Source organism: Mesorhizobium sp. NBSH29 (genome assembly GCF_015500055.1).
Lineage (GTDB): Bacteria > Pseudomonadota > Alphaproteobacteria > Rhizobiales > Rhizobiaceae > Neomesorhizobium.
Map to the genome: position 1 here is coordinate 125,280 of NZ_CP045492.1, position 24,021 is coordinate 149,300.

A 24,021-nucleotide genomic window follows, 5' to 3' on the forward strand; every position below is an offset into this window, starting at 1 on the left:
ATGGACACTCTGACCCGCATACGCGCCTTTCTGGCAGTGGTCGAAGCCGAGGGTTTTTCCTCAGCGGCGCGCAAGATCGGCCGTTCCAAGGCGCTGCTGTCGAAATATGTGCGCGAGCTGGAAGACGAGCTGGGCGCCCTGCTCCTCAATCGCACCACGCGCCAGTTTTCCCTAACGGAAGCCGGCCATACCTACTACAAGCGCGCGACTGAAATCATCAGCGAGATCGATAGCCTGCAGGAAGAAGTACGCGGAACATCCGGCGATGTGCGTGGCCGCATCAAGCTTTCAGCGCCGCGCACCTTTGCCGACGCCCCGATCGGACAGTCAATAATTGACTTCGCGAAACAGCATCCAGACATTACCTTGGAGATCCATCTCGACGATCGCTTCGTCGATCTGGTCGAGGAAGGTTTCGATCTAGCGATCCGCATCTCAAGGCTGGAAAATTCCTCCCTCATCGCGCGCCGCCTTGCGCCCTTCGCCACTGTCGTTTGCGCTTCCCCGGAGCTTATCGCCAAGCATGGAACGCCGCATCGTCCGCAGGAGCTTTCAAAACTGCCCTGTATCATCGACACCAATGGTCGCAGTCTCGCCAACTGGCAGTTTCTCGGCGACAATGGCGAGGTGGTAGGGGTACCGGTAACAGGCCCAATCGAGGCCAACAGCCCGCTCATGGCAAGAGCGGGAGCACTGTCAGGTCTCGGATTTGCTACGCTGCCAGATTTTATAGCCGAGCCAGAAATCGCAGCCGGTCGCCTCATGGCAGTATTAAAGGATCGTACCGTATCAGGCGGCGGAATCTTCGCAGTTTACCCGCACCGACGATATCTACCTGCTAAGGTTCGGCTATTGGTCGATTTTCTGGCTCAATGGTTCAAAATGCACGAATTGCCACATTGAACGGTTGCGCCTCGTCTCAATTTTGTCCGTTTTAAAGTAACTTTGGCACATTCAATTGTTGAGGATTTTCTGATGCCTACTAACGCTACGGCGGCGATACTGGCGACCGCCGCACTATCGCTTCTTGCGTCCACTCAACCGGCACGGGTGCACCCACATGTGTTCGCTGAGGCGCGCCTTGACGTGGTGCTCAATCCCGACAGGTCGTTGAAATCCCTTCGGCACCTTTGGCGGTTTGACGACCTCTTCTCCAGCACTGTGTTGCTGGAGTTCGACAAAAATGCGGATTTGAAGCTCGACGATTCGGAACTCCAGGAGGTTTCCAAAACCGTATTCGAGTCTCTCGCCGAATATGACTATTTTCAGCTGGTGACCGCCGACGGCAAGGAGATTTCGATGAAGCCGCCGGCGCAGCTGATTGCCAATTACGAGCAGGATCAATTGATTATACTGTTTGAATCCGAGCCCAAGAAGCCGCTAAAACTTACCGGAAAAGTAGATTTCGGCGTCTACGACCCAACCTTCTACACTGCCATCGATTTCGTTGAGGACAAGAATATGGCCGTCGATGGCGGCTTGCCTTCCGGTTGCAGCAGCACGGTCATCCGCCCGGATCCGGACGAAGCAATCGCGCAGAACCAGTCTAAGCTCACGGACGCGTTCTTCAGCGACCCGACCGGGACCGATCTTTCAAAAATTTTCGCCACCCGTTTTGAACTCACCTGCACAGGCTGACCATGAATAAAGTTGAAACCCGGCTAGTGATAGTTTGGCTTGCCTTGGCCATTGCCAGCACGCATTTGATCGGTTCTGGAAACGCGCAAAGCTCACTCGGCATCGGCACCAACGAAGCCATGCTGCCCTCCACCGGGTTTTTTTTCAAATTGGCTAAACTGGATCAACGTGCAGCAGCAGGGGTTTTATCGGGCGCTCACTGGCGCGTTGAAAGCAATGCGCGATGATGGCTCGAAACTATGGCTGCTTGTCGGGCTCTCGTTCGCGTATGGTGTTTTTCATGCGGCAGGCCCGGGCCATGGCAAGGCTGTCATTTCATCATACATGGTAGCCAACGAAGTGGCGCTCCGGCGCGGCATCATGCTGTCCTTCGTTTCCGCCTTCCTGCAGGCCGCGACAGCTATCATTCTGATGACGCTCGTGTTCATGGTGTTGCGCGGCACTTCTATCTCGATGACGGACGCCACCTGGTTTCTGGAAGTGGTGAGTTATGCGTCGATTACTGCCTTCGGTGCCTGGCTCCTATGGCGAAAAGCCGGTCCTCATCTGCGCAGGGTGTTTGGCCACGCTCCCGCACAAAGCCTCTCTGCGCTCGCGCACAGCCATAGTGGCCAAGACCAGAGCGCCGCCACACACACGCACGCCTCCCACAGCCACCATGAACATACCACCCACGCCCATACGCACGCCCATTCGCATTCCCATGGCGCAGCAGATATCTGCGACACCTGCGGCCACTCTCATGCGCCAGATCCGACCCTGCTTTCCGGCGACCGTTTCGACTGGCGCACCGCATGGTCTGCCGTGGCTGCGGTCGGTATCCGCCCCTGCTCCGGCGCGCTTATTGTGCTGAGCTTCGCATTCCTGAATGGACTGTGGGTTGGTGGAATTTTGTCGGTGCTCGCAATGGCGCTCGGCACAGCTATTACCGTCTCGGCGATAGCAACGCTGGCGGTAACCGCCAAGAACTGGGCGGTACTGTTTGCAGGCGATGGCCGCATCGGCAATTATGTTCACGCAGCCTTCGAAGTTGGCGGCGCGGCAATGGTATTCATTCTCGGCCTGCTTTTGCTGAGCGCCAGCCTCTCTGCATAAGGCTGGGGTGCTCAGGCGCGCAGCAGGCCGCCTTGGAGTTCGTCCTCGATATAAACGCGAATAATATCGTCAAAGCTGCTCTCGGCTGTGAAACCCAACTCTAGCGCCCGCTTTGCTTCAAAGCGGGTCGGCCAGCCTTGCACGATCCGCCAGATCGTTTGGTCAGGTTCTTCGCGAATGTGCTTGACAACATCGCTACCGGCAATCCGTTCCAGGGACTCGATCTGTTCCCCGACAGTAACGCCGACACCCGGCATTGAAAGATTGCGCCGCGGTCCGACTTTATTGCCGTCTATGCCGGCAGCGTGGATCAAAAACCCGACTGCCGACCGCGGGCTGGCATGGGTGTGTACCACCGAACGCGGCACCGGAAGTATGGCTTCCCGTCCGTTAAGTGGCTCACGGATAATCCCTGAAAAGAAGCCAGACGCTGCCTTGTTGGGTTTACCCGGGCGCACGCAGATGGTGGGCAAGCGGATGCCGATGCCATCGAAAAAGCCACGCCTTGTATAATCAGCCAGAAGCGCCTCGCCCATCAGCTTCTGCGTACCGTAGGAAGTCAGCGGCGTGGGGTGGAACTCATCCGGGATCACATCAGGAAACGGCGCACCAAAGACGGCGATGGATGAGGTGAACACAATGCGTGGCTGATAATTTTCAAGCCGCACGGCATCAAACAGCGCGCGCGTACTATCCAGGTTTACCCCGTAGCCGAGGTCAAAATTGGCTTCGGCTTCACCCGAAACGATGCCGGCCAGGTGGAAGATGACGTCTGGCCGCGCAGCGATAAGCCCCGCCACGGCTGCCGTATCTGAAAGATCCCCGACATGAATCGAAACATGAGCGCTCGGCATCGAAAATGCGTCTGATGGAACAATGTCGTGCAGGTCGAGCGCGGTGATTTTCTGACCGGCAAGGGTACCGTCTTTTGCCAGCCTCGCGGTGAGCTTTCGCCCCACCATCCCGGCGGCACCCGTTATGAGAATACGCATTTCACTTGTCCCGCTGATGGCGCGCCCGCAGCCAAAACACCAGAAAAAATGCCGCAACGAAGAGCATGCCGACAGCGCCGGCTGCTATGGACGAGAAGGAACCTACCGCAAGCATGATGGTCGGCAGATAAAAGGCTGCCAACCCAAAGCCTAGAACGATCACCGCTGCGGCTATGGCAGAGTTCCGGTTGCTTGTAGCCATCAGAGTGTCCATCCGCCGTCGATGGGAATGGCCGTTCCCGTTGTGAACGCGGATTCGTCTGCCGCCAGATAGAGCGCCAACGCAGCAATTTCCGAAGCCTGGCCTAATCGGCCCATTGGCTGTCTAGAGATAAACAGTTCCATTGCTTTGTCCTTTCCGCCCACCGTTTTTGCCAAATCATCCATGCGTCCGTCCAGGGAAGGCGACTGCACCGTTCCGGGGCAGATGGCGTTGCAACGGATACCCTGCCGGATAAAGTCAATTGCCACCGATTTGGTGAGCCCTATCACGGCGGCCTTGGTCGCTCCGTATGTGTAGCGGTTCGGCGCGCCTTTGATAGAAGACGCCCCGGAGGAAAGGTTGATGATCGAACCGGAACCGGACATATCCTTGGCACGCTCGAGCATCCCAGGCAAAAACGCCCGTATCATCCGGTGCATCGATTTTACATTGAGATCAAAAGAAAAATCCCAGTCCTTCTCGTTGCAATCGAGCACGGTACCATGGTGCACATAACCCGCGACATTGACCAAAACATCGATCGGACCAATCTTCTGCGCATAGGCTTCCACTGCCCGTGTCGACAGGACGTCTAGCTTGGCTTTCTTGGCGCGCGTCAATCCATCAAGCTTGGAGCGGTCGAGATCGGAAGCGTGCACCGTCGCACCCTCTGCGATGAATGCCTCGGCGATTGCGCGACCAATCCCCTGCCCTGCAGCAGTGACGACTGCAACTTTCCCCTTCAATCTGCCTGCCATGGTTTCCCCAAATCCTGTCTAGTAATCAATGTTGGTGCGCAGTGCTGGCGTCAGCACATTTCCCGAATTCCGGTTCAACCGTTGCATGGTCGATACCATGATTGGATGCAAGCCGCTCCTTTATGATGCGGATTGTGCCCGGCGCGTCCGTACCCTCTTCAAGACACGCATGCAGCGTTGCCATGTTGCGCGCGCCATCCATCGACCAGACATGCATGTGGTGAACCTCCCGCACACCAGCGACATGATCTTCAATGTCACGGGCGATGCTGTCGCGATCCAGCGAGACCGGAACGCCCTCGAGTAGCAAATGCCCAGCCTCCTTCATCAAGCCCCAGGCACTGCGGAACAATAGCACCGCCACCAGAACGGAAAGGATAGGGTCGATCAGCGTCCATCCGGTAGTTAGGATCACCACTGCTGCAACCAGTGCCGCGACCGAGCCTAAAAGATCACCCAGAACGTGCAATACCGCGCCACGCATATTCAGGTTCTCGCGGTCACCTCCATGGAGAACGAAGAAGGCGGCAATATTGACCAGCAAGCCCAGGAGAGCCACAACCAGCATGGGGCCGCCGAGCACGAGCGCGGGCTCTGCCATCCGCTGCCACGCCTCGTAAACAATCCACAACGCGATCGCGAAAACCGTAAGCCCGTTGGTGTAGGCAATCAGCGTTTTCACGCGGTCAAAGCCATAGGTCAGACGGGCTGTCGCTGCCCGGCCGGCAAGATGGAAAGCATACCACGCCAGCACCAGCGCGACCGAATCCGTCAGCATGTGCCCAGCGTCGGCCAAAAGTGCCAGCGATCCCGTCAAGACGCCACCAACAGCCTCTGCCACCATGAAGACAGAGGTGAGCAAGGCTGCAATCAGGACCCGTGTTTTATCGCTGGCCCCATGGCTATGCCCGGCATGGCTGTGGCCCGAATGGCCGTGATCGCCGTCGCTATGCGTTTGTCCCATAATGTCCTGATTAGTTGAGCGCGGCGCGAATCTCCTCCAGCCGTCGCCTCTGCTGGCCTCCGGCATCGAAATTAGCCGGATTGAGCCATTCCTCATAGGCCCGATTTAGTCGCGGCCATTCTTTGTCGATGATCGAGTACCACGCCGTGTCGCGGTTTTCGCCCTTCACCACCATATGCTGTCGGAATATCCCCTCAAAGCTGAAGCCGAACCGCTCTGCAGCCCGCTTTGACGGTGCATTGTCGTTATTGCACTTCCACTCATAACGGCGGTAGCCAAGGGCGAACACATATTTGGTGAATAGATACTGTGCCTCCGTGGCGGCAGGTGTACGTGCAATCCCAGGACCCCAATAGATGTTGCCTATCTCGATCACGCCGAAGGCAGGATCGATGCGCATCAGAGTTTGCCGCCCTGCTGCCTTCCCGGTCTTCTTATCGATGACGGCGAAAAACAGCGGGTCCTCACTTGCCTCTACTTTTTCCAGCCAGGCCTGAAATTCCGCGCGGCTATGGGGTGGGAGGTCAAACAGGTAGCGAAAGCGCTGGTCAACATCCGCAACGGTAGAGGCCTCGTAAAGGTCATCGCCGTGGCTGACTGCTGAAAGCGGCTCAAGCCGGATATAGCGACCCTCCAGAATGGTGCGCTGCGGCCTTGGTCGCGCCTGCCAGTTTGCTAATTCATCCACCATGGTCCACCCGTTTTATTTGACATTCACCGGAGACGCTCACAAAAACGCTGCTCTGGCAACAGAACCAACCAGGGTGCTTACCATGCTCCAAACTGTTTCTGCATTCGGCCGGCTCGGCGAGGAGAACGCCTTTGCCGTTCTCGCCCGCGCCACCACGCTCGCCAGTGAGGGGCGCGATATTGTCAACCTTGGCATCGGCCAGCCCGACTTCAAAACGCCTGCCCACATCGTCGAGGCCGCCATCAAGGCGCTGCGCGACGGCCATCACGGTTACACGCCGGCAACTGGTCTGCTGGCAACACGCGAGGCAGTGGTGCGGCGAACCCTGACCACCACCGGCGTCGAGGTTTCACCTGAAAACGTTATGATCCTGCCTGGCGGCAAGCCGACGATGTTTGCCTCAATCATCATGTTTGGCGAGCCGGGCGTCGATATCCTTTACCCAGATCCGGGTTTCCCAATTTACCGATCGATGATCGAATTTACTGGCGCCAACCCTGTCCCGGTCCCAATCCGTGAGGAAAATGGCTTTGCGTTTTCCGCTGAAGAAACACTGGCGCTTATCACTCCGCGCACGCGCCTTTTGATCCTTAACTCACCGGCAAACCCAACGGGAGGCGTTACGCCGCCCGAAGAAATCTCCAAACTGGTCAAGGGGCTTGAGGCCCACCCCAATGTCGCGATCCTTTCCGACGAAATCTATGACGTCATGACCTACGACGGCGGACGCCACTGCTCTCTCCTGAGTTTCCCTGAAATCCGCGACCGGCTGATCGTCTTGAACGGTTGGTCGAAAACTTGGGCAATGACTGGCTGGCGCATGGGTTGGTCGATCTGGCCGAACGGCCCTCAAAGCGCTAATCTCTACGACAAGGTGCGCAAGCTAGCGGTCAATTGCTGGTCCTGCGTGAACGCACCGAGCCAGTACGCTGGCATCGCTGCCATCGACGGCCCCCAAGGCGAAGTCAATAACATGATGAGTGCCTTCGACCACCGCCGCAAAGTCGTGGTCGAGGGGTTAAACAGCCTTAACGGCGTGTCCTGCATCGCCCCCAAAGGCGCATTCTATGCCTTCCCCAATGTGTCTGCGACTGGCTGGAAGGCCAAAAAACTAGCGGGTGCTCTTCTGGAAACATCCGGCGTGGCGCTAATCGGAGGTCCGGACTTCGGCATTCTGGGAGAAGGTTATCTGCGCCTTTCCTACGCCAATTCCGAGGAGAATATTCTGCGCGCCATTGATCGCATAGCGGCGTTCCTTGATGAGAACAGCCCTTCAGGCTAGCGCCCCTCGGGGACGGGCCCTAACCACGCCCGACATAGGGCATCTTGGTGGCCATAACCGTCATAAATAGCACATTGGCATCGAGTGGCAGCCCGGCCATGTGCAGAACGGCGTTCGCCACGTGGTCAACATCCATGACCGCTTCCGCCGCCATCGTACCATTGGCCTGCGGCACCCCAACCGTCATGGGGTGGGCCATCTCGGTCAGCGCGTTGCCGATGTCGATCTGGCCACAGGCAATATCGAATGGACGACCGTCGAGTGCCAGCGTTTTGGTGAGGCCGGTAATGGCATGTTTGGTGGCCGTATAAGGCACCGAACCGGGGCGGGGCGTATAGGCCGAAACGGACCCGTTATTGATGATGCGCCCGCCCAAAGGCGACTGATGGCGCATCACGCCAAAGGCCTTGCGGGCACACAAAAATGCACCTGTGAGATTGACGCTGACAACTTGCTCCCACACTTCGACGGGAATCTCGTCGATGGGGGTCGATTTGTAACCCATGCCGGCATTGTTGAAGAGGAGATCGACACGGCCGAAATTTTCCACAGCCATCGCAAACAACCGGTCGACTTCTTCAGCCTTGCCAACGTCGCAGGAAACAGCAATGCCGATGCCGCCGCCCATACCGGCTTCCCGGACTGCTTCTTCCAGCGGCTTCAGACGGCGTCCGCAAAACACCGTATTCCAGCCTTCGCGCACAAGCGCCTGCGCAACCGCCTTGCCGACACCAGTTCCCGCACCGGTTACAATTGCTGTTTTTGCCATGCAAAAATCCTCCCGCTTATCCTGCATTCCAGAACTGCCCTGACATGGCAAGACATGAAAAGAGGGCGGTCACCGGTGACCGCCCTCAATAAAGGACCGTGCTTGGGAGGAGAAAGCCGATCCGAACAAGGAACAGGATGCGCCTCGATTCTTAACGAGAGATTAACAGGTTTTTACATCGTAAAGATTGCTCAAACATTTGCAATTGCTTATAAATAGCCCGTTCGCGCAAAGCTGTCTTCGGAGGTTAGAGTGTGACTAGAAAAAATTACCACCATGGAGATTTGCGGATAGCACTTCTCGATGCCGCCGAGACTGAACTCACCGAGAAGGGTGTTGAAGGATTCACGTTGCGCGGCTGTGCACGGCGCGCAGGTGTTTCGCATGCAGCGCCCGCTCACCACTTCCGGAGCGCCGATACGCTTTTGACCGCACTTGCGGTACGCGGCTTTGACGGTTTCGTTGTCATGATGCGGCAGCGCCGGCAGCGGAGGCCGGCAGGCATGTCAACGCATGTCGCGGCGGGTCTCGGCTACATCGACTTCGCTTTAGCTAAACCGGCGCTTTTTCGACTGATGTTTTCTTCAGCGCGCCCGGATCGCTCCGATCTAGCACTGAACCAGTCTGCCGATGCCGCCTATGGCTTGCTGGTTGATGCCGTGCGTGAGCGACAGGGGCAGTCGGGCCGCGAAGATATTGCCCCTTTTCTCGCCGCTTCGTGGGCACTTGTCCACGGACTGTCTGAACTGATGCTTGCGGGGCGTATGCCGCAACTCGAACAGCTCACCGGCGTTGAACGGGATCAGGCACTGATCGAGATCATTGAACGGGGCATGAACTGAAGCCCAAAGGTGTGTGCCACCCGCGTCTACGAGCAGCACGCAACCCGTATCACCAGGGCGAGTTTGTCGCGCTTGCATCCGCCGATTTGACTGACGAAATCGTTGCCTCGACATGGTCAACCAGTGCGTCAGGCAGTTCCAGCCGACCGGCCAGCATGTCGAGATATCCTCTCTCCACACGCGTGTTCGGGTCAATCGTCAGGCGCGCGGCAGTAAACAATTCAATACGTTGTGCCTCGCTACGCGCAGCTGCCACCAGTTCGTCTATGGTTGCCGGCTTCCTGAGCTCCTGATCAAAGAACTGTTGAGCTTCATCGCCAAGCCCTGATAGAGCGAGGCGGTCGCCAATCTTTTTGCGCTCCTCATCATCGACATGTCCGTCGGCATTGGCTGCCGAAATCATGGCGCGGATCAGTGTCAGCGCGAACTCGTCTTCGCCCTGTGGCGCGTCGGTCGGATGGAAGCCGCTATCCTGCGGGGGTGGCAGAAGTGTGCCATCGGCAGAAGCAGTTTCCTGCACGGGCGCGCCACCGTTCTGGTAGTTTTTGTAAGCATTGTAGGCGACGCCTGCGACTGCCGCGAGCCCGCCGAGCTTGATCGCCGAGCCAGTGACAGCACGGCCAGTACCGGTACCAAGAAGCACCGCCAGAAGCGCGCCGGCAGCCAGTGGATTGTCCTTGGCCATCTGTGTCGCCTGACCGGCCTTGTCGCGTAAAGTGGTTTCGGAACCGGGGATTTTGGTGCCGAGCAATTCGTCGAGCATGCGTTTTGGATCAAGCATTGCGGGCCTCCGTAAGGGCTGCCGCCGCGGCAGCCGAATGGTTTGCGTATGCCTGGACGTAGGCACTGCGAGGCGACATTACTATGAGGGCGCGGGATAAACGATTGGAAAAATTCAGCCTTTGCTGGTGTCGTTAATCCTTAGCTTCCGATGTGCGGACCCAATCCGCGCGCCGCCGCAATTGCCACCTGCTTCTGGCGTTCGGCATAGCGCTGGCGATCTTCCTCGCTGCGTGCATTGTGGCAATACTGACACGAGACCCCTTCGCTATAGAGCGGCGACTGCCGCTCGGTAGGCGACAGCGGGTGGCGGCAGGCCCGGCACAGCTCGGCTTCGCCGACCGCTAGGCCATGCGTGACCGATACCCGCTCGTCGAAAACGAAGCATTCGCCTTCCCATAGGCTCTCCTCGGCAGGCACCTCTTCGAGATATTTCAAGATACCGCCCTTGAGATGGAAAACCTCCTCCAGCCCAAGAGAGCGGACATAGGCCGTCGCCTTTTCGCAGCGTATCCCGCCGGTGCAGAACATCGCGACTTTGCGCCCCTCGAGACTGGCGCGATTTTCTTCGACCCAGCCGGGAAATTCGCGAAAGCTCTTTGTTTTCGGGTCGATAGCGTTTTGGAACGTGCCGATTGCCGCCTCGTAATCATTGCGCGTATCGATGACCACCGTGTTGGGATCGGCAATCAGCGCGTTCCACTGCGCGGCTTCAACATAAGCGCCGGCGTCCTGCAGCGGATCAATATTCTCCACCCCCATGGTGACTATTTCACGCTTCAATCGCACTTTCATGCGGTGGAAGGGCATGGTTTGAGCGTGGCTAAACTTCAACTCGAGGCCGGAAAACTCAGGCATGGCCTCGAGATACGCGACCAGAGCCGCGATCGCCTCAACACGTCCGGCAACAGTTCCGTTAATGCCCTCATGCGCCAAAAGGATGGTGCCCTTGATGCCATGCTCACCACAAAATGCGACCAGCGGCGCACGCAATGTCTCAAAATGCGCCAGCCGGCAAAACCGGTAGAGCGCAGCAACGCGGATTGCGGGCAACGGAGCTTCCATGCGGGTTGCGGTATCGATTTTGACGACCGGTTTCAAGTGAGTTCAAAAATACCTTTTAGAATCAGAACTATGGCTGAAAACGGAAGTGGTTGTTGGCCGCGTTTTTGTCCACTACCGGCGGCGCAGCGACAAAATGATGGCAGAAACAAAAGGAACGCCATGTTTTCCGCCAGTACAGCCACCGAAATCAGACAAGTCGCCCGTGAGCTCAAAATCGAGCCGGCAACCCTGCTCGCAGTCGCCGAAATCGAGAGCGGCGGCAAGGCATTTGCCAGCGTCGATGGTCGGCGCGAACCTGTGATCCGTTTCGAGGGTCACTACTTCGATCGTCGGCTCTCACCTGACAACCGATCACGGGCGCGCTTGGCAAAACTTGCCTCCCCGCTCGCAGGCCGGGTCCGCAACCCCGCCCTGCAGGTTGATCGATGGGCGATGCTGGAACGGGCAGCCGCCATTGACCGCAAAGCCGCCTATGAATCTGTCTCCTGGGGTCTCGGCCAGGTGATGGGTGCCCACTGGGCCTGGCTTGGTTACGCGAGTGTCGATGCACTGGCAAACGAGGCCCGTTCGGGCGTTGCCGGCCAGGTGAGGCTGATGGCGCGCTATATCGAAAAGGCAGGGCTGGCACCGGCCTTGCGAGCCAGAGACTGGAAAGCATTCGCCCTTGGCTACAACGGACCCGGTTTTGCCAAAAACCGCTACGACGAGCGCATGGCCGAAGCCTATCACCGCTACGACACCATCGCGACTGAACCAGAGCCCGAACCCGCCCCTGAACCACAAAGCGTGTTGGGCATTCGCATCATACCCGCATGGCTAGGGGCGCTGAAGCTGCGACGGCGATAGCTTCATGGACACGTTTTCCAGCTTCTGTTAATCGGTTGAAATTCGTCAACAGAGATCGAGATGGGTATGTCGGTAAAGACTGAAAAACTTCTTGCGCTGCTGGACGGCCAGCCTGTCATTCCAGTGCTGAAGATTGAGCGTGCCGCAGATGCAGTGCCGCTGGCGCGCGCCTTGGCAAGGGGTGGGCTGCGGGTGATCGAGATCACCATGCGCACCAGCGCAGCGCTTGAGGCGATCCGGCTTGCCGCCAGCGAGGTTGAAGACGCAGTTGTGGGCGCTGGCACGATCCTGTCTCCAGCCCAGTTTGATCAGGCATCAGAAGCCGGCTCAAAATTCATCGTCAGCCCCGGCATCACCCATGAGCTTCTGGCAGCTGCCAATGAAAGCGAGGTGCCACTGCTCCCCGGCGCCATCACGCCCGGCGAGATCATGACCGCCCATGAAGCCGGTCTCGATTTCCTGAAATTCTTCCCCGCCGAACAGGCCGGCGGCGTCAGCTTCCTGAAGGCACTTGCCTCACCCTTCGCCGGAATTCGCTTTTGCCCGACCGGCGGCGTCAGCCCCAAAAACGCGATCGACTATCTCAGCCTTCCCAACGTCATCTGCGTCGGCGGTTCATGGGTAGCGCCTGACGAATTGGTTCGCGATGGCAAATGGGACGCAATCGAGGAACTCGCGCGCGAGGCATCCCGCATCGGTCGCTGAAAGTGGATGGCACACGGCCAGCTTGAATGAGCCCGCAACACTGAGCAGTAGCGGGCTTTTCTAGTTCGTCTTGAAGCGCGCCACGGGTAGGAAGCCCACGGCCTTGCCGGAGAACTTGTTGGCATCCGCCATCTTGGTCTCGGCCTGGAAGCCAGCAGTATAAACCTCACGCGGCGCTGTCCGAACGATGTTGTACGCGAAGGAAGGCGCGGTGGTGCCCTTGGTGTTCTGCTTCACATAGTTTGAATCCAGTGCCCAGCGTGCGGCCTGTGGCTGCGCTACGACAACCACTGCTTTCGGTTCGGCCTTTGCAGGCACTCCTGTCGGTCGCGCCGATTTTGCAGTCGTTTTAACACCGGAGGAAAGGGAAGCCACCGCGGTGGTTCCCGGCTTCTTGGCAGCGGCTACAGCGCGCGGTGTTGCGGCAACGGCCACAGGCGCGCGGGCGCCTTTGGACACAGGGTCCATGGGTCGTGGCTGCGCCACAGCGTCAGCAGGCGCGATGCCGAACGGGTTGGTTTCCGCCGGCGCGGCGGCATTGGCAACTGCGGCAGGCGCCACGGCCACCGGAGTGGCTTCGGATGGCGGCGCAAGCTCTGGCCGCGGCGCAGGCAGCGCTGCAACGGTATACTCAGCGCCAGCAGGGCGCGTTGCCGGCAGAGGAATGGCGGGCTTGGTGTCGGCCTCAAGTGGTTCTGAAAGCGCCAGAAGCGCTGACATCTCGCTATCCTGCGGAGCTAACTCGACGGGCAGCTGGTAGTTCGGACGTCTCGTAGGCAGCGGCACAAGCGCTGCCACTTCAACCGGCAGTTCGGCAGCAGGCTCAGCCGGCATGTTGTCGGTCGACACAACCTCGAACGGTACGTCAACCGGGGCCGCTGCAACATCAACTGATGGGCGCGGTGCCAGTCCGGGAACCGGGATCGAGCGGCGCGGCAGCGCAGCAATGATCTGTTCTGGCGTCTGCTGAACGGGCTCATCAGGCTTAGCCGTCTCGACTGGCTGGATCGCAGCCGGGCGTGCCTGGTCCGGTGGGATGATAAGTATCTCAGATTTGGCAGCCTCGGCAGCTTTCGAAGAGGCCTTGGGCGCGGCTTTGGCAACTGGCCTTTCCGGCGCTACGGAAGCTACGGCTACACCGCCTTCTTCAGCCTCATCGGCACCGCCGCCGCCGCCAAACAGGGCCGCGAGAAGACCACCGCCGCGGCTGCTTCCGCCACTGCTGCGTGCGCTGGCAATTGCCAGTTCACCCTTGCCGCGCCGTTGGCTGTAGGAGGCGAGCGCCTGTTCGAAGCCAGGTAGTGGCTTGCCGTCGCTCGGCACATGCAGCGTATTGCCGTTGGGAAATACTGCGACCAGTTCCTTGCGGCTCATACGCGGCCAATGGCGCACATTGCCGACATCCATATGCACGAAAGGCGAGCCGGATCGTGGATAATATCCAACGCCGCCGCCCTGCATTTTCAAGCCAATGTCACGCAGCTTTTTCAAGTTCACGTCGGGAAGATAGAAATCCATGGCCTTGCCAAGTGTATGCTGGCTCTGCTTGGCAACGCCCTTGGAGCGGCTGCGCAGCATAGAATTTGTGGCGGGCGACCGGTAGGCGGAGATGACGTTGATGTAACCGCGAGATCCAGAAGCGCGGTAAGCTTCCCATACCAGATCCAGCAACCGCGGGTCCATCTTGGTGGGTTCATTGCGGCGGAAATCGCGCAAAATACGGTTGAGTTTGGTGAGCCCGTCGGAATCATAGCGGCCATTGCGCTTGAAAACGATCTCGGCCTTCTCACCGGTATGAACGAAATGGATCTTGAGGCTGCGGGTTTGCGCCTGCGCCTCAGCGGGTGCAAGACCCAAAAAGCCAAGAGCCAGCACCATCGACGCCAGCCATCCGGCCCAAACGGAAATTCTGAAACGCCGCCCGAGATTGTTTTGTACGCTCTGTATCAAATCAAAAGGCCTTGCAGGCTGCCATTCTGTCCCCGGATTTGACACCCGGACGCGAAAATTTCCCGTCCGACTATCGCCCGTAATGGTTAATCACTGCTTATTGACGGCGAAATGCGGTAACAGGATGGCAGAGACAGGTCAGGAACAGACCCCGTTCCAACGTGGTAAACACAAAGTTTAGAGCTTATTCGCTCCCACGGGTCAATCCTGCACCTTCCGCCGGGCTGACACTTGCGCGACCGGTTTCCGGGTCGAGCCCGTATTCCTTCAACTTGCGATAGAGCGTCGATCGGCCGATACCGAGTCGCCTCGCCACTTCGCTCATGTGCCCGTGATAGTGTTCGATGGCGAGTTTGATCATCTCCAGCTCAATATCGGCAAGCGGACGCACATTGCCGCGCTCATCCAGCGCCCGAACAATGCCAAATTGCGGTCGCGCTGCCTCGCCATTGCGCATGTCGACAGCCATTTCGGCAAATCCAGATCCCGGGCGCAGCTGCGTTGCTTCAGGCATGGTGACGGCAATCGGCCGATCAGGCGTGTCGGAGATCGCGACGCTATCAACCTGCGCCCTGATCTGTGGAAAGTCGCCGGGCATCAGCGTATCGCCCTCGCACAGCACCATGGCCCGAAACACTGCGTTTTCCAGCTGCCGAATATTGCCGGGCCAATCATAGGCTGTAAGCATGGCAAGCGCTGCCGGCGCAATTGCGGTCACCCGTGCGCGCGTCTCGACCGGGCCGATCTTGCCCATGAAATGGCCGACCAGCGCCGGAATATCCTCACGCCGGGCCCGCAGCGGCGGTACGAAAATCGGGAATACATGCAGCCTGTAAAACAGGTCCTCACGAAACTGCCCGTCTTTCACCTGTTGCAGGAGGTCGCGGTGGGTGGCCGATATGAGACGAATATCGACCTTTATCGTCTGGCGGCCGCCGACGGGGTCGATCTCACCATCCTGGACTGCCCTCAGCAGCTTGACCTGAACATCGGGTGGCAAATCCCCGATTTCGTCCAGAAACAGCGTTCCTGAATGCGCCTCGACGAATTTTCCGGCATGCTTTTCAGTAGCACCGGTGAACGAACCTTTTTCGTGGCCGAACAGGATGCTTTCGACAAGATTTTCTGGAATGGCGCCACAGTTGACGGTAACGAACGGTTTTGACCGCCGCTCGCCGCTTCCGCGAATGGCGCGCGCGACCAATTCCTTGCCGACACCCGATTCGCCCTCGATCAGGATTGGAATATTGGACGAGGCGGCCTTTTGCCCAAGCCGTATGACCCGCTCCATCACGGCGCTGCCCGTGACCATGTCTTTAAAGGTCAGCGTGCCGGCAGCCTTGCGCCCCGACCGCCGCGCGGCACCTTCGAGCGCCTCGACCTTCAGCGCACTACCAATAGCGGCTGCAACCCGCTCGGGTGATGCGGGCTTGACCACAAAGTCAAAGGCGCCTGCGCGCATGGCTCTGACCACGGTCTCGATGCCGCCCTGCGCAGTCTGGACAATGACCGGGGTGGAGATTCCTCTTTCGCGCATCTTTTCCAAAACACCGTTGCCATCGAGGCCCGGCATCATCAAATCGAGAATGACCACCGCAATGTCGCGGCCCTGCGGCCCGTCCAGCATGGCCAGCCCGGCCACGCCGTTGTCGACCGGCAGCGCGCGATAGCCGGCCTTGACCACCGCAGCCTCAAGCAGCCGCCGCTGGACAGGATCGTCATCGACGATGAGGATAGGTCCGGTCATCCCGCCTTCGTTAAATTGCGCATGGATTGAAACTATGCTGGCCCAACTTCGCACGGGGTTCTAAATAAGACTTCAAAAAACCCGGTGAACGAAATCTTATTCACGCCGTTTTAACCGGCCACCCTTGCATTTGCGACTATCAGAAATTGAGAAAAAGCATGTTTAACGCGCCTGCCCGCAATGAATCACCTGCCGATAATGCTACTGTTTTAAAGGCCCCGGAACTCGGTAACCTGCCGGAATGGGATTTGTCGGCGCTTTATTACGGCATGGAAGCGCAGGAGCTGCACCGCGACCTCGATCGCGCATTGGCCGACGCCATTCAATTTGAAGATGAGTGGAAAGGCAGGCTCGCCGAAGCACTCGCCAACCCTGCAAAGGGCGACATGGGCCGGGCCCTGGCGCGCTATGAGGTGATCGAGGAACTGATCGGGCGTATCGCCTCCTATGCCGGTCTGCTCTATGCCGGCAATACCGCAGACCCCAAACGCGCCAAATTTTACGGCGATGTACAGGAGAAGATGACGGATGCGAGCTCGCATCTGCTTTTCTTCACGCTGGAACTCAATCTTGTCGACGACGCGCTCATTCTCGCCGCGCTCGAGATTGATGCTGGCTTCGGCCACTACCGGCCATGGGTGCTCGACCTCAGGCTGGACAAGCCCTACCAGCTGGAAGACCGGGTAGAACAGCTTTTCCACGAAAAATCCGTCACCGGTCGCGGCGCCTGGAACCGTCTGTTCGACGAGACCATGACCGATTTGCGCTTCGACGTAGACGGCGAGGAACTGGCGCTCGAACAGACCCTCACCCGCTTGCAGGACGCCGATGGCGAGGTGCGCCGCAAGGCAAGCCAGGCACTGGCCAAAACCTTCAAGGAAAACCTGCGTACCTTCACGCTCATCACCAACACGCTGGCCAAGGACAAGGAAATTTCCGACCGCTGGCGCGGCTTCAAGGACATTGCTGATTCACGCCATCTGGCCAACCGCGTCGAGCGCGAAGTGGTCGATGCGCTGGCAAAAGCCGTGCGCGAAGCCTATCCGCGCCTGTCGCACCGCTATTACGCCATGAAGGCAAAATGGCTGGGCATGGAAAAAATGAACCATTGGGACCGCAACGCGCCTTTGCCTGAAACGCCTCAGGCCGTGATTGGCTGGGACACAGCGCGCGACACCGTATTGTCAGCCTACACCCAGTTCTCGCCGGAAATGGGCGACATTGCCAAAACCTTCTTCGACCGCAACTGGATCGACGCGCCCGCCCGCCCCGGCAAGGCACCCGGCGCCTTTGCCCACCCGACGGTACCTTCAGCCCATCCCTTTGTGCTGCTCAACTATATGGGCAAGCCGCGCGATGTGATGACGCTGGCCCATGAACTTGGCCACGGCGTGCACCAGGTGATGGCCGGTGCGCAAGGCGCGCTCATGGCCTCCACCCCGCTCACACTGGCCGAAACGGCATCCGTCTTTGGCGAAATGCTGACCTTCCGAATGCTGCTGGACCGAACCCGCGACAAGGCCGAGCGCAAAGCCATGCTCGCCCAGAAGGTCGAGGACATGATCAACACCGTGGTGCGCCAGATCGCGTTCTACGAATTCGAGCGCAAGGTACACACCGAGCGCCGCAAGGGCGAACTGACCTCCGACAAGCTTGGCGAATTATGGCTGGAAGTACAGGTTGAGAGCCTTGGACCGGCAATCACCATCCGCGAAGGCTATGAGACATTCTGGGCCTATATTCCGCACTTCATCCACTCGCCCTTCTACGTCTATGCCTATGCCTTCGGCGACTGCCTGGTGAACTCACTCTATGCCGTTTACCAGAACGCCGAGAGCGGCTTTCAGCAGAAATATTTCGACATGCTGAAAGCTGGCGGCACCAAGCATCACTCCGAGCTGCTAAAACCCTTCGGCCTTGACGCCTCGGACCCGCAATTTTGGCAGAGCGGCCTTTCAGTGATCAGCGGGTTGATTGATGAACTGGAAGCTCTGGATTAATGCGCACAGAAGTGCAAAGCCCGAACATGTCGTTTAAGTTGCGCCACTAACCCGATCAACGTGTTTCGTGGCGCAACAACCACTCGCGCTCAGGTCTTCCATGTCCGCCTCGCCAACCGGCCCATTCGTCCTCTTCCGCGATGATCCGGGCGGGCACGAAACGCTGTTTACAAAGCCCCTTGAAATTTTAGCGCCCACCAATGCGCTGGAATTTGAGGCAGCACTTGTAAAGGCGCAGGCCGCGCGCCGTGCCGGCAAATGGCTGGCCGGAACCATTGCCTATGAAGCGGGCTATGTGCTTGAGCCCAAGCTTGCCCCCCTGCTGCCCGCGCAATCAGAGCGCCGCGTGCCGTTGATGTGCCTCGGCATTTTTGAGGCACCGTTGCAACGCGCTGTCGCTCCTGATGCCGGGCACGCCAACAGCAACGGCCCGATTTTCAACGCGCGCGCTACTTGGAACTATGATGATTACCGCCCACGCTTCGAGCGTGTGCACCGCCATCTGCGCGAGGGGGATTGCTATCAGGCAAACCTGACCTTTGGCATTGAGACCGAATGGTCTGGCACACCGCTGGACGCCTTCAACGCGCTGACCGCACGCCAGCCGGTGAAATATGGTGCGCTGGTCGATCTTGGCGGACCAATCATCCTGTCACGCTCGCCCGAACTCTTCTTCGAGATTGATCGTCAAGGCTGGATCGAAACCCATCCGATGAAAGGGACCATGCGGCGTGGCGACACCCCGCAGGAGGATGAGACACTGCGCGAAACGCTGCGCAACGATCCGAAAAACCAGGCCGAAAACCGCATGATCGTTGATCTTCTGCGCAACGACATCTCGCTCATTTCTGAGGTGGGCACGCTGGATGTGCCAGAACTTTTCCGCATCGAGACCTACCCGACAGTCCACCAGATGGTCAGCCGCGTGCGCGCAAAACTGTTGCCCGATCTCACCATCCGCACCATTCTTGCAGCACTCTTTCCCTGCGGCTCGATCACCGGCGCGCCAAAAATCCGCGCCATGGAAATCCTGCGCGGGCTGGAAACCCAACCCCGCGACGCCTATTGCGGGGCCATTGGCTGGATAGCGCCCGAGGGCCCGATGCGCTTTTCCGTCGCCATCCGCACCATCACGCTCTTTCCCGAAGGCGAAGCAGTCTACAATGTCGGCGGCGGGCTGGTATTCGATTCCACTGCCGAGGAGGAATATCAGGAATGTCTTCTCAAGGCCCGCTTCGCGACGGGGACGGTTCCGGCCCATTCGGCCTGATCGAGACACTGCGCTATGAACCCGATGGTGGTTTCCAGCGCCTCGACCGGCATCTGGCGCGGCTGGAGCTATCGGCGCGGGAACTGGGCATCCCCTGCAATCTGCAACAGGTGCAGCAGGCGCTGGAAGCGGCAACACTTCATGCGACGAGCGCCCTGCGTATGCGCCTCTTTTTAAGCCGCGACGGTCTGGCAGAGATCACCGCGCAACCATTCGCACCCGTGGCTCCCGAAACAATCTGGACCCTGCGCATCGCCACCCGGGCACAGCTCGATTCGGCCGATCCACTGCTGCGCCACAAAACCAGCCGCCGCGACGCCTATGCGGCCGCCCGTGCCGAATTTACCGGCGAGGAGGCAGACGAGGTTCTCCTGCTCAACGAGCACGGCGACCTGTGCGAAGGCACCATCACCACCCTGTTTGCTGACATGGGCGACGGCATATTGGCCACCCCGCCATTGTCCTGCGGCCTTCTCGCCGGCATCCTGCGCGCCGAACTTCTGGCATCCGGGCAGGCACGCGAAGCGGTGCTGACCCCGGACACTCTCGCCAGCGCCAAAACACTCCATGTCGGCAACGCGCTACGTGGCCTGATCCCGGCGCGGATGGCCTAAGCGGCGGGCTACTGGCCCACGCGCCTCGCCTTGCCCCGGCAACCCGAACTGGCTAGCTTGGAGGTGAACGCGAGCCTGCACCAACGTGCCTGTCCACACGCCCTATGATGGCTCGTCGAAGCCATTCACCATCGGTCTTCTGCCGCTTGACCTGAAAGAATGGATCGAGCCGGACCGGCATTTTGATGCCTACCGCGCTGAAAAGCTGCGTCTTTATCGCGACATCCCTGACAAGGTTTTTGTCGAAGAGTTTGCCACCCGTGCCGCGCAGCAGGAGGTGCTTGATCTTCTCGCGGCCCATCCCGGCATCGCCGAAAACCGGCAATCCGATATCCTTCCGCCCAACCTTGCAGAGGCGCCCCTCGCCGTCGCATCCCTCATGGTACAGGAAGATCTTATCCTCATGCGGCGCGGAGAAAATGGCTGGCGGCTGGCGGCCGGCTCGCTGTGCTTTCCCTCGTCATGGTCGCTCACCGAAAAGTTTGGACGTCCGCTGCATGAAATCCATCAACCTGTTCCGGGTTTCGGTCAGGGCACCCGCATGGACGAACTCATTGCGCGCATGTTCGACAGGTTGCACCAGCCCGTCCTGCGCTGGAACTGGTCGCTGCAGGCGGGCGATGCGCTCTATCATCCGCTTTCGGGCCGCCAGCGCATCCAGCGCGCAGCAGAACGCCCCGACCTCTTTGCCGGCGACAATTTTGCCGCAGCCTTCATCCGTGTCGAGCGCCAAACACTGCGCAAGCTTCCCGCATCGGGAGACATTCTCTTCACCATCCGCATCTATCTCGACCCGCTCGATCTTCTTGCTCGCCATCCAGATCGGCAAAACATCGCCTCAGGCTTCGCCGCCCAGCTGACGGCACTCGACATCGCCCAACTCGACTATAAGGGCCTCACCGCCGACCGCGACCGGTTGGTAATGCATTTGGCGGGGCTGGCTGCTTAGTGAGGCAAGCGCACTCGGCTGGCGCTCCGCTCGCGTGGAAGGTTCGCCCCGTGGCGCTCGGCCGGCCCACTCAGTACTCATTCGCCCCTTTGCCGGCCAAAACCTTGTCGCGCAGCTTGGTGATGCGGGCGATCCGTGTGGCCGCCGTCTTGGCCGATCCCAGCACGATCGCATAGCTGCGCTGCCGCCCGGGCGTGAGCGCGTGGAACGCCTCGGCCATTTCTGGGTCGGCATCGAGCGCTTCCACCAGTTCCTCGGGAAGCTCGAATTCGGACAGCTCCTTGACCGGCCTGATGCCCGCCTCTGCATAGCCCATCGCTTCCCTGAGATAGGCAGAGATGACCCTTTCCATGCCCGCCGGCCCGCTACTATCGCTGAATGAAATCATGTCGGGATGGCGCGTGTTGGGGCCCTGTTTCTCAAGCACGCCTTCCGGGTTCTTCAGCAGCGCGGAATTGAAGAAGGTAAGCCGGAAATCGCCGCGCATCGCGCCGATGATCGCGATGTTGCGGCCCGCATGCATGTAGCAGGGATGGCCCCATTTGACGGTCTCGACCAGCCCGGCATCGAGGCAGATGCGCCTGAGCTCCGCCAGACCGGAGGCCCACAGCATCGCCGAGCAGTCCGGCGTCTGAAACCGGGCGCAGCGCCCGCACCCCTCGGCGAAGAAATCCTCGATGTCGGTGATCATAGCATGCGTCATGTTCAGGCCTCGCAGAATGGGCGTCAGCGGTCGGGTTCAACGGCGCTGTGGGTCAGCACGTTGACGAGGCGACCGAAAGGATCACGCACATAGAAGCGGAGAACGCCCCAGGCCTCCTGCACTGGCCCGTATTCTATGGCGTGCCCCGCCGCCCTGGCGCGGGCAAGGACATCGGCGAAATCGTCGACCTCAATCGACAGGTCGGGGACTGGCGTGCCCGAGCCCCCTTCGCTGGCGATGCTGATTTGCGGTGCGGTCTCAACGGGTGCAGCCGCGAAGGTCTTGATCCAGCCGTGATCCATGACGATTTCGAGCCCCAGCACGTCGCCGTAAAACGCGGTCGCCGCTGCAGGGTCCTCGGCCGCGATGTTGGCCACTATGCGTTTCACTGCCATCTCGTCCCTCCAGGTTGCGCCTCAGCCGCGGCTTGATCGTAACACGCCACGCAAGGCGACAGCGGTGAGGAGCGGCTCGTCAGGATGCCACAGCACCGGTATACGGATTCGCTTTATTGTCACAAGGATGTATGGTCAGGCTGAAATGACCGGGCATCTGTGCCCGGTTGTTTTGCGAAAAGGCCAATGCGCATCCTTTGCGTCATGAGCGCGTTGGAACTTTCGCGTTAAAATTCCCGGACGACCCAGGATCAACAGCAAAAGGAGTGCCCCCGAAAATGGCAAATGAAAAATGGCCCGTATACGGTGAAATCACCGGCCCAGTGGTGATGATCGGTTTCGGCTCAATTGGACGCGGCACACTGCCGCTCATCGAGCGCCATTTCAAATTTGACCGGGATCGGATGACCATCATCGACCCACGCGAAGAAGCCGGCAAGCAGGTCGCTGAGCGCGGCGTCAACTTCGTGCAGGAAGCGGTGACGGCCAAGAACTACAAAAAGCTGTTGAAGCCCCTGCTCACCAAGGGCGGCGGACAAGGTTTCTGCGTCAACCTTTCTGTTGATACCGGCTCGGTGGACCTGATGCGCATGTGCCGCGACATGGGCGTGCTCTATATTGATACCGTGATCGAGCCATGGCTCGGCTTCTACTTCGATGCCAAGGCCGACAATGCTGCGCGCACCAATTATGCGCTGCGCGAAACACTGCTGGAAGAAAAGGCCAAGAGCCCCGGCGGCACAACTGCTGTCTCCACCTGCGGGGCAAATCCGGGCATGGTATCCTGGTTTGTCAAACAGGCATTGGTAAACCTCGCCAACGACCTCGACATAAAATTCAAAATTCCTGCCGTCGATGATCGCGAGGCCTGGGCCAAGCTGATGAAAAAGACCGGCGTGAAAGGCATCCACATTGCCGAACGCGACACCCAGCGCGCCGCAAAGCCAAAGCCGCTGAACGTGTTCTGGAACACCTGGTCGGTGGAAGGTTTCATTTCCGAAGGCTTGCAGCCCGCCGAACTGGGCTGGGGCACCCATGAAAAGTGGATGCCCAAAAACGCCCAGAAACAGAAGCACGGTTCAAAGGCAGCCATCTTCCTGGAACAGCCAGGTGGCAACACGCGCGTGCGCAGCTGGTGCCCGACACCTGGGCCGCAATATGGCTTGCTGGTCACCCATAACGAGGCGATCTCGATTGCCGATTTCTTCTCGGTAACGAACAAGAAGGGCGAAGTTTCCTACCGCCCGACCTGCCACTACGCCTACCATCCCTGCAATGACGCCATCCTGTCCATGAACGAGATGTTCGGCGCCGCCGGCAAAGCCCAGCCCGTGCTGCACGTTCTGGAAGAAGACGAATTGGTGGATGGCGTGGATGAACTTGGCGTACTGCTCTATGGCCACGAGAAAAACGCTTACTGGTTCGGCTCGCAGCTTTCCCTGGCAGAGGCTCGCAAGCTTGCCCCCTATCAGAACGCAACTGGCCTTCAGGTCACATCTGCCGTTCTGGCTGGCATGGTATGGGCACTCGAAAATCCGGAAGCCGGCATTGTGGAAGCCGACGAGGTGGATTTTGCCCGTTGCCTTGAGGTGCAGACGCCTTATCTCGGAACGGTCAAGGGATACTACACAGATTGGACACCGCTTGAGGGCCGTCCGGGCCTGTTTAAAGAGGATCTGGACACCCGCGACCCGTGGCAATTCCGCAACATCCTGGTCCGATGACGCATGGTGCAAGGGGTTGCACCCCTTGCGTTCATGACCA

The 24,021-nt window shown here is 59.1% G+C and carries 25 protein-coding genes; 13 read left to right on the top strand and 12 right to left on the bottom strand.

Annotated features, from left to right (window positions below; translation table 11 throughout):
- The 4 genes from GA830_RS00645 to GA830_RS00655 all read left to right on the top strand — a co-directional run bounded on the left by GA830_RS00645 (nt 1) and on the right by GA830_RS00655 (nt 2,733).
- Nucleotides 1–903 carry a LysR family transcriptional regulator gene (locus GA830_RS00645; protein WP_195163240.1) on the top strand — a complete coding sequence of 301 codons (903 nt, stop codon included), beginning with the start codon at nt 1–3 and terminating at the stop codon, nt 901–903.
- A gap of 72 nt (nt 904–975) precedes the next feature.
- Complete coding sequence (locus GA830_RS00650) at nt 976–1,638, top strand: DUF1007 family protein (RefSeq protein WP_195163241.1); 663 nt, start codon at nt 976–978, stop codon at nt 1,636–1,638.
- A 2-nt stretch (nt 1,639–1,640) separates the two neighbouring features.
- Complete coding sequence (locus GA830_RS20275; protein WP_308460459.1) at nt 1,641–1,865, top strand: hypothetical protein; 225 nt, start codon at nt 1,641–1,643, stop codon at nt 1,863–1,865.
- On the top strand, nt 1,855–2,733 hold the full coding sequence (locus tag GA830_RS00655) for a nickel/cobalt transporter (protein WP_308460460.1): 879 nt from the start codon (nt 1,855–1,857) through the stop codon (nt 2,731–2,733). The genes GA830_RS20275 and GA830_RS00655 overlap by 11 nt, the downstream gene beginning before the upstream one ends.
- Before the next feature lie 11 nt (nt 2,734–2,744).
- Here the strand turns inward: GA830_RS00655 and denD are convergent, their stop codons facing one another.
- The 5 genes from denD to GA830_RS00680 are packed head-to-tail and all read right to left on the bottom strand — an operon-like array spanning nt 2,745 to nt 6,340.
- Nucleotides 2,745–3,725 (bottom strand): D-erythronate dehydrogenase, encoded by a 981-nt coding sequence (gene denD / locus GA830_RS00660; protein ID WP_195163242.1) that lies wholly within the window; start codon nt 3,723–3,725, stop codon nt 2,745–2,747.
- 1 nt (nt 3,726) lies between these two features.
- On the bottom strand, nt 3,727–3,927 hold the full coding sequence (locus GA830_RS00665; protein ID WP_195163243.1) for a hypothetical protein: 201 nt from the start codon (nt 3,925–3,927) through the stop codon (nt 3,727–3,729).
- Nucleotides 3,927–4,685, bottom strand: coding sequence for an SDR family oxidoreductase (locus tag GA830_RS00670; protein WP_195163244.1), 759 nt, complete (start codon nt 4,683–4,685; stop codon nt 3,927–3,929). Before GA830_RS00670 ends, GA830_RS00665 begins: the two co-directional genes overlap by 1 nt.
- A 25-nt stretch (nt 4,686–4,710) precedes the next feature.
- The gene (locus GA830_RS00675) at nt 4,711–5,649 is read right to left on the bottom strand and encodes a cation diffusion facilitator family transporter (RefSeq protein ID WP_195163245.1); all 939 of its coding nucleotides are present in this window, start codon (nt 5,647–5,649) and stop codon (nt 4,711–4,713) included.
- 10 nt (nt 5,650–5,659) lie between these two features.
- Entirely contained in the window at nt 5,660–6,340 is a 681-nt protein-coding gene (locus tag GA830_RS00680) for a GNAT family N-acetyltransferase (RefSeq protein ID WP_308460461.1), read from the bottom strand.
- An 82-nt stretch (nt 6,341–6,422) separates the two neighbouring features.
- Here GA830_RS00680 and GA830_RS00685 point away from each other — a divergent pair, with 82 nt between their 5' ends.
- A complete protein-coding gene (locus GA830_RS00685; protein ID WP_195163246.1) occupies nt 6,423–7,622 on the top strand; it encodes a pyridoxal phosphate-dependent aminotransferase in 1,200 nt (399 codons plus the stop codon).
- Between the two features lie 19 nt (nt 7,623–7,641).
- Here the strand turns inward: GA830_RS00685 and GA830_RS00690 are convergent, their stop codons facing one another.
- The gene (locus GA830_RS00690; RefSeq protein WP_195163247.1) at nt 7,642–8,391 is read right to left on the bottom strand and encodes an SDR family oxidoreductase; all 750 of its coding nucleotides are present in this window, start codon (nt 8,389–8,391) and stop codon (nt 7,642–7,644) included.
- 254 nt (nt 8,392–8,645) lie between these two features.
- Here GA830_RS00690 and GA830_RS00695 point away from each other — a divergent pair, with 254 nt between their 5' ends.
- Nucleotides 8,646–9,233, top strand: a complete 588-nt coding sequence (locus tag GA830_RS00695; protein WP_195163248.1) for a TetR/AcrR family transcriptional regulator — start codon at nt 8,646–8,648, stop codon at nt 9,231–9,233.
- Between the two features lie 49 nt (nt 9,234–9,282).
- Here GA830_RS00695 and GA830_RS00700 read toward each other — a convergent pair whose 3' ends face one another.
- Both GA830_RS00700 and trhO read right to left on the bottom strand, forming a co-directional pair.
- Nucleotides 9,283–10,014, bottom strand: a complete 732-nt coding sequence (locus GA830_RS00700) for a tellurite resistance TerB family protein (RefSeq protein WP_195163249.1) — start codon at nt 10,012–10,014, stop codon at nt 9,283–9,285.
- A 140-nt stretch (nt 10,015–10,154) separates the two neighbouring features.
- A complete protein-coding gene (gene trhO / locus GA830_RS00705; protein WP_195164689.1) occupies nt 10,155–11,078 on the bottom strand; it encodes an oxygen-dependent tRNA uridine(34) hydroxylase TrhO in 924 nt (307 codons plus the stop codon).
- A gap of 159 nt (nt 11,079–11,237) precedes the next feature.
- On the opposite strand from trhO, the gene GA830_RS00710 reads away from it, so the two are divergent.
- Entirely contained in the window at nt 11,238–11,924 is a 687-nt protein-coding gene (locus GA830_RS00710) for an N-acetylmuramidase family protein (RefSeq protein ID WP_195163250.1), read from the top strand.
- 66 nt (nt 11,925–11,990) lie between these two features.
- Complete coding sequence (locus GA830_RS00715) at nt 11,991–12,629, top strand: 2-dehydro-3-deoxy-phosphogluconate aldolase (protein ID WP_195164690.1); 639 nt, start codon at nt 11,991–11,993, stop codon at nt 12,627–12,629.
- A 60-nt stretch (nt 12,630–12,689) separates the two neighbouring features.
- Here the strand turns inward: GA830_RS00715 and GA830_RS00720 are convergent, their stop codons facing one another.
- Both GA830_RS00720 and GA830_RS00725 read right to left on the bottom strand, forming a co-directional pair.
- A complete protein-coding gene (locus tag GA830_RS00720) occupies nt 12,690–14,507 on the bottom strand; it encodes a DUF882 domain-containing protein (protein ID WP_195163251.1) in 1,818 nt (605 codons plus the stop codon).
- 256 nt (nt 14,508–14,763) lie between these two features.
- Nucleotides 14,764–16,326, bottom strand: a complete 1,563-nt coding sequence (locus GA830_RS00725; RefSeq protein ID WP_195163252.1) for a sigma-54-dependent transcriptional regulator — start codon at nt 16,324–16,326, stop codon at nt 14,764–14,766.
- 158 nt (nt 16,327–16,484) lie between these two features.
- On the opposite strand from GA830_RS00725, the gene GA830_RS00730 reads away from it, so the two are divergent.
- The 4 genes from GA830_RS00730 (at nt 16,485) to GA830_RS00745 (ending at nt 21,159) form a co-directional block, all read left to right on the top strand.
- On the top strand, nt 16,485–18,326 hold the full coding sequence (locus tag GA830_RS00730; RefSeq protein ID WP_195163253.1) for a M3 family oligoendopeptidase: 1,842 nt from the start codon (nt 16,485–16,487) through the stop codon (nt 18,324–18,326).
- A 100-nt stretch (nt 18,327–18,426) separates the two neighbouring features.
- Entirely contained in the window at nt 18,427–19,596 is a 1,170-nt protein-coding gene (locus GA830_RS00735) for an aminodeoxychorismate synthase component I (protein ID WP_195163254.1), read from the top strand.
- A complete protein-coding gene (locus GA830_RS00740; RefSeq protein ID WP_195163255.1) occupies nt 19,542–20,210 on the top strand; it encodes an aminotransferase class IV family protein in 669 nt (222 codons plus the stop codon). Before GA830_RS00735 ends, GA830_RS00740 begins: the two co-directional genes overlap by 55 nt.
- 85 nt (nt 20,211–20,295) lie before the next feature.
- Complete coding sequence (locus tag GA830_RS00745) at nt 20,296–21,159, top strand: heme-dependent oxidative N-demethylase family protein (protein ID WP_195163256.1); 864 nt, start codon at nt 20,296–20,298, stop codon at nt 21,157–21,159.
- 70 nt (nt 21,160–21,229) lie between these two features.
- On the opposite strand, the gene GA830_RS00750 is transcribed toward GA830_RS00745, so the two are convergent.
- Entirely contained in the window at nt 21,230–21,850 is a 621-nt protein-coding gene (locus GA830_RS00750) for a YdeI/OmpD-associated family protein (protein WP_195163257.1), read from the bottom strand.
- 35 nt (nt 21,851–21,885) lie between these two features.
- Nucleotides 21,886–22,257, bottom strand: coding sequence for a VOC family protein (locus GA830_RS00755; RefSeq protein ID WP_195163258.1), 372 nt, complete (start codon nt 22,255–22,257; stop codon nt 21,886–21,888).
- 278 nt (nt 22,258–22,535) lie between these two features.
- On the opposite strand from GA830_RS00755, the gene GA830_RS00760 reads away from it, so the two are divergent.
- A complete protein-coding gene (locus GA830_RS00760; protein WP_195163259.1) occupies nt 22,536–23,981 on the top strand; it encodes a homospermidine synthase in 1,446 nt (481 codons plus the stop codon).
- Nucleotides 23,982–24,021: the final 40 nt, after the last annotated feature.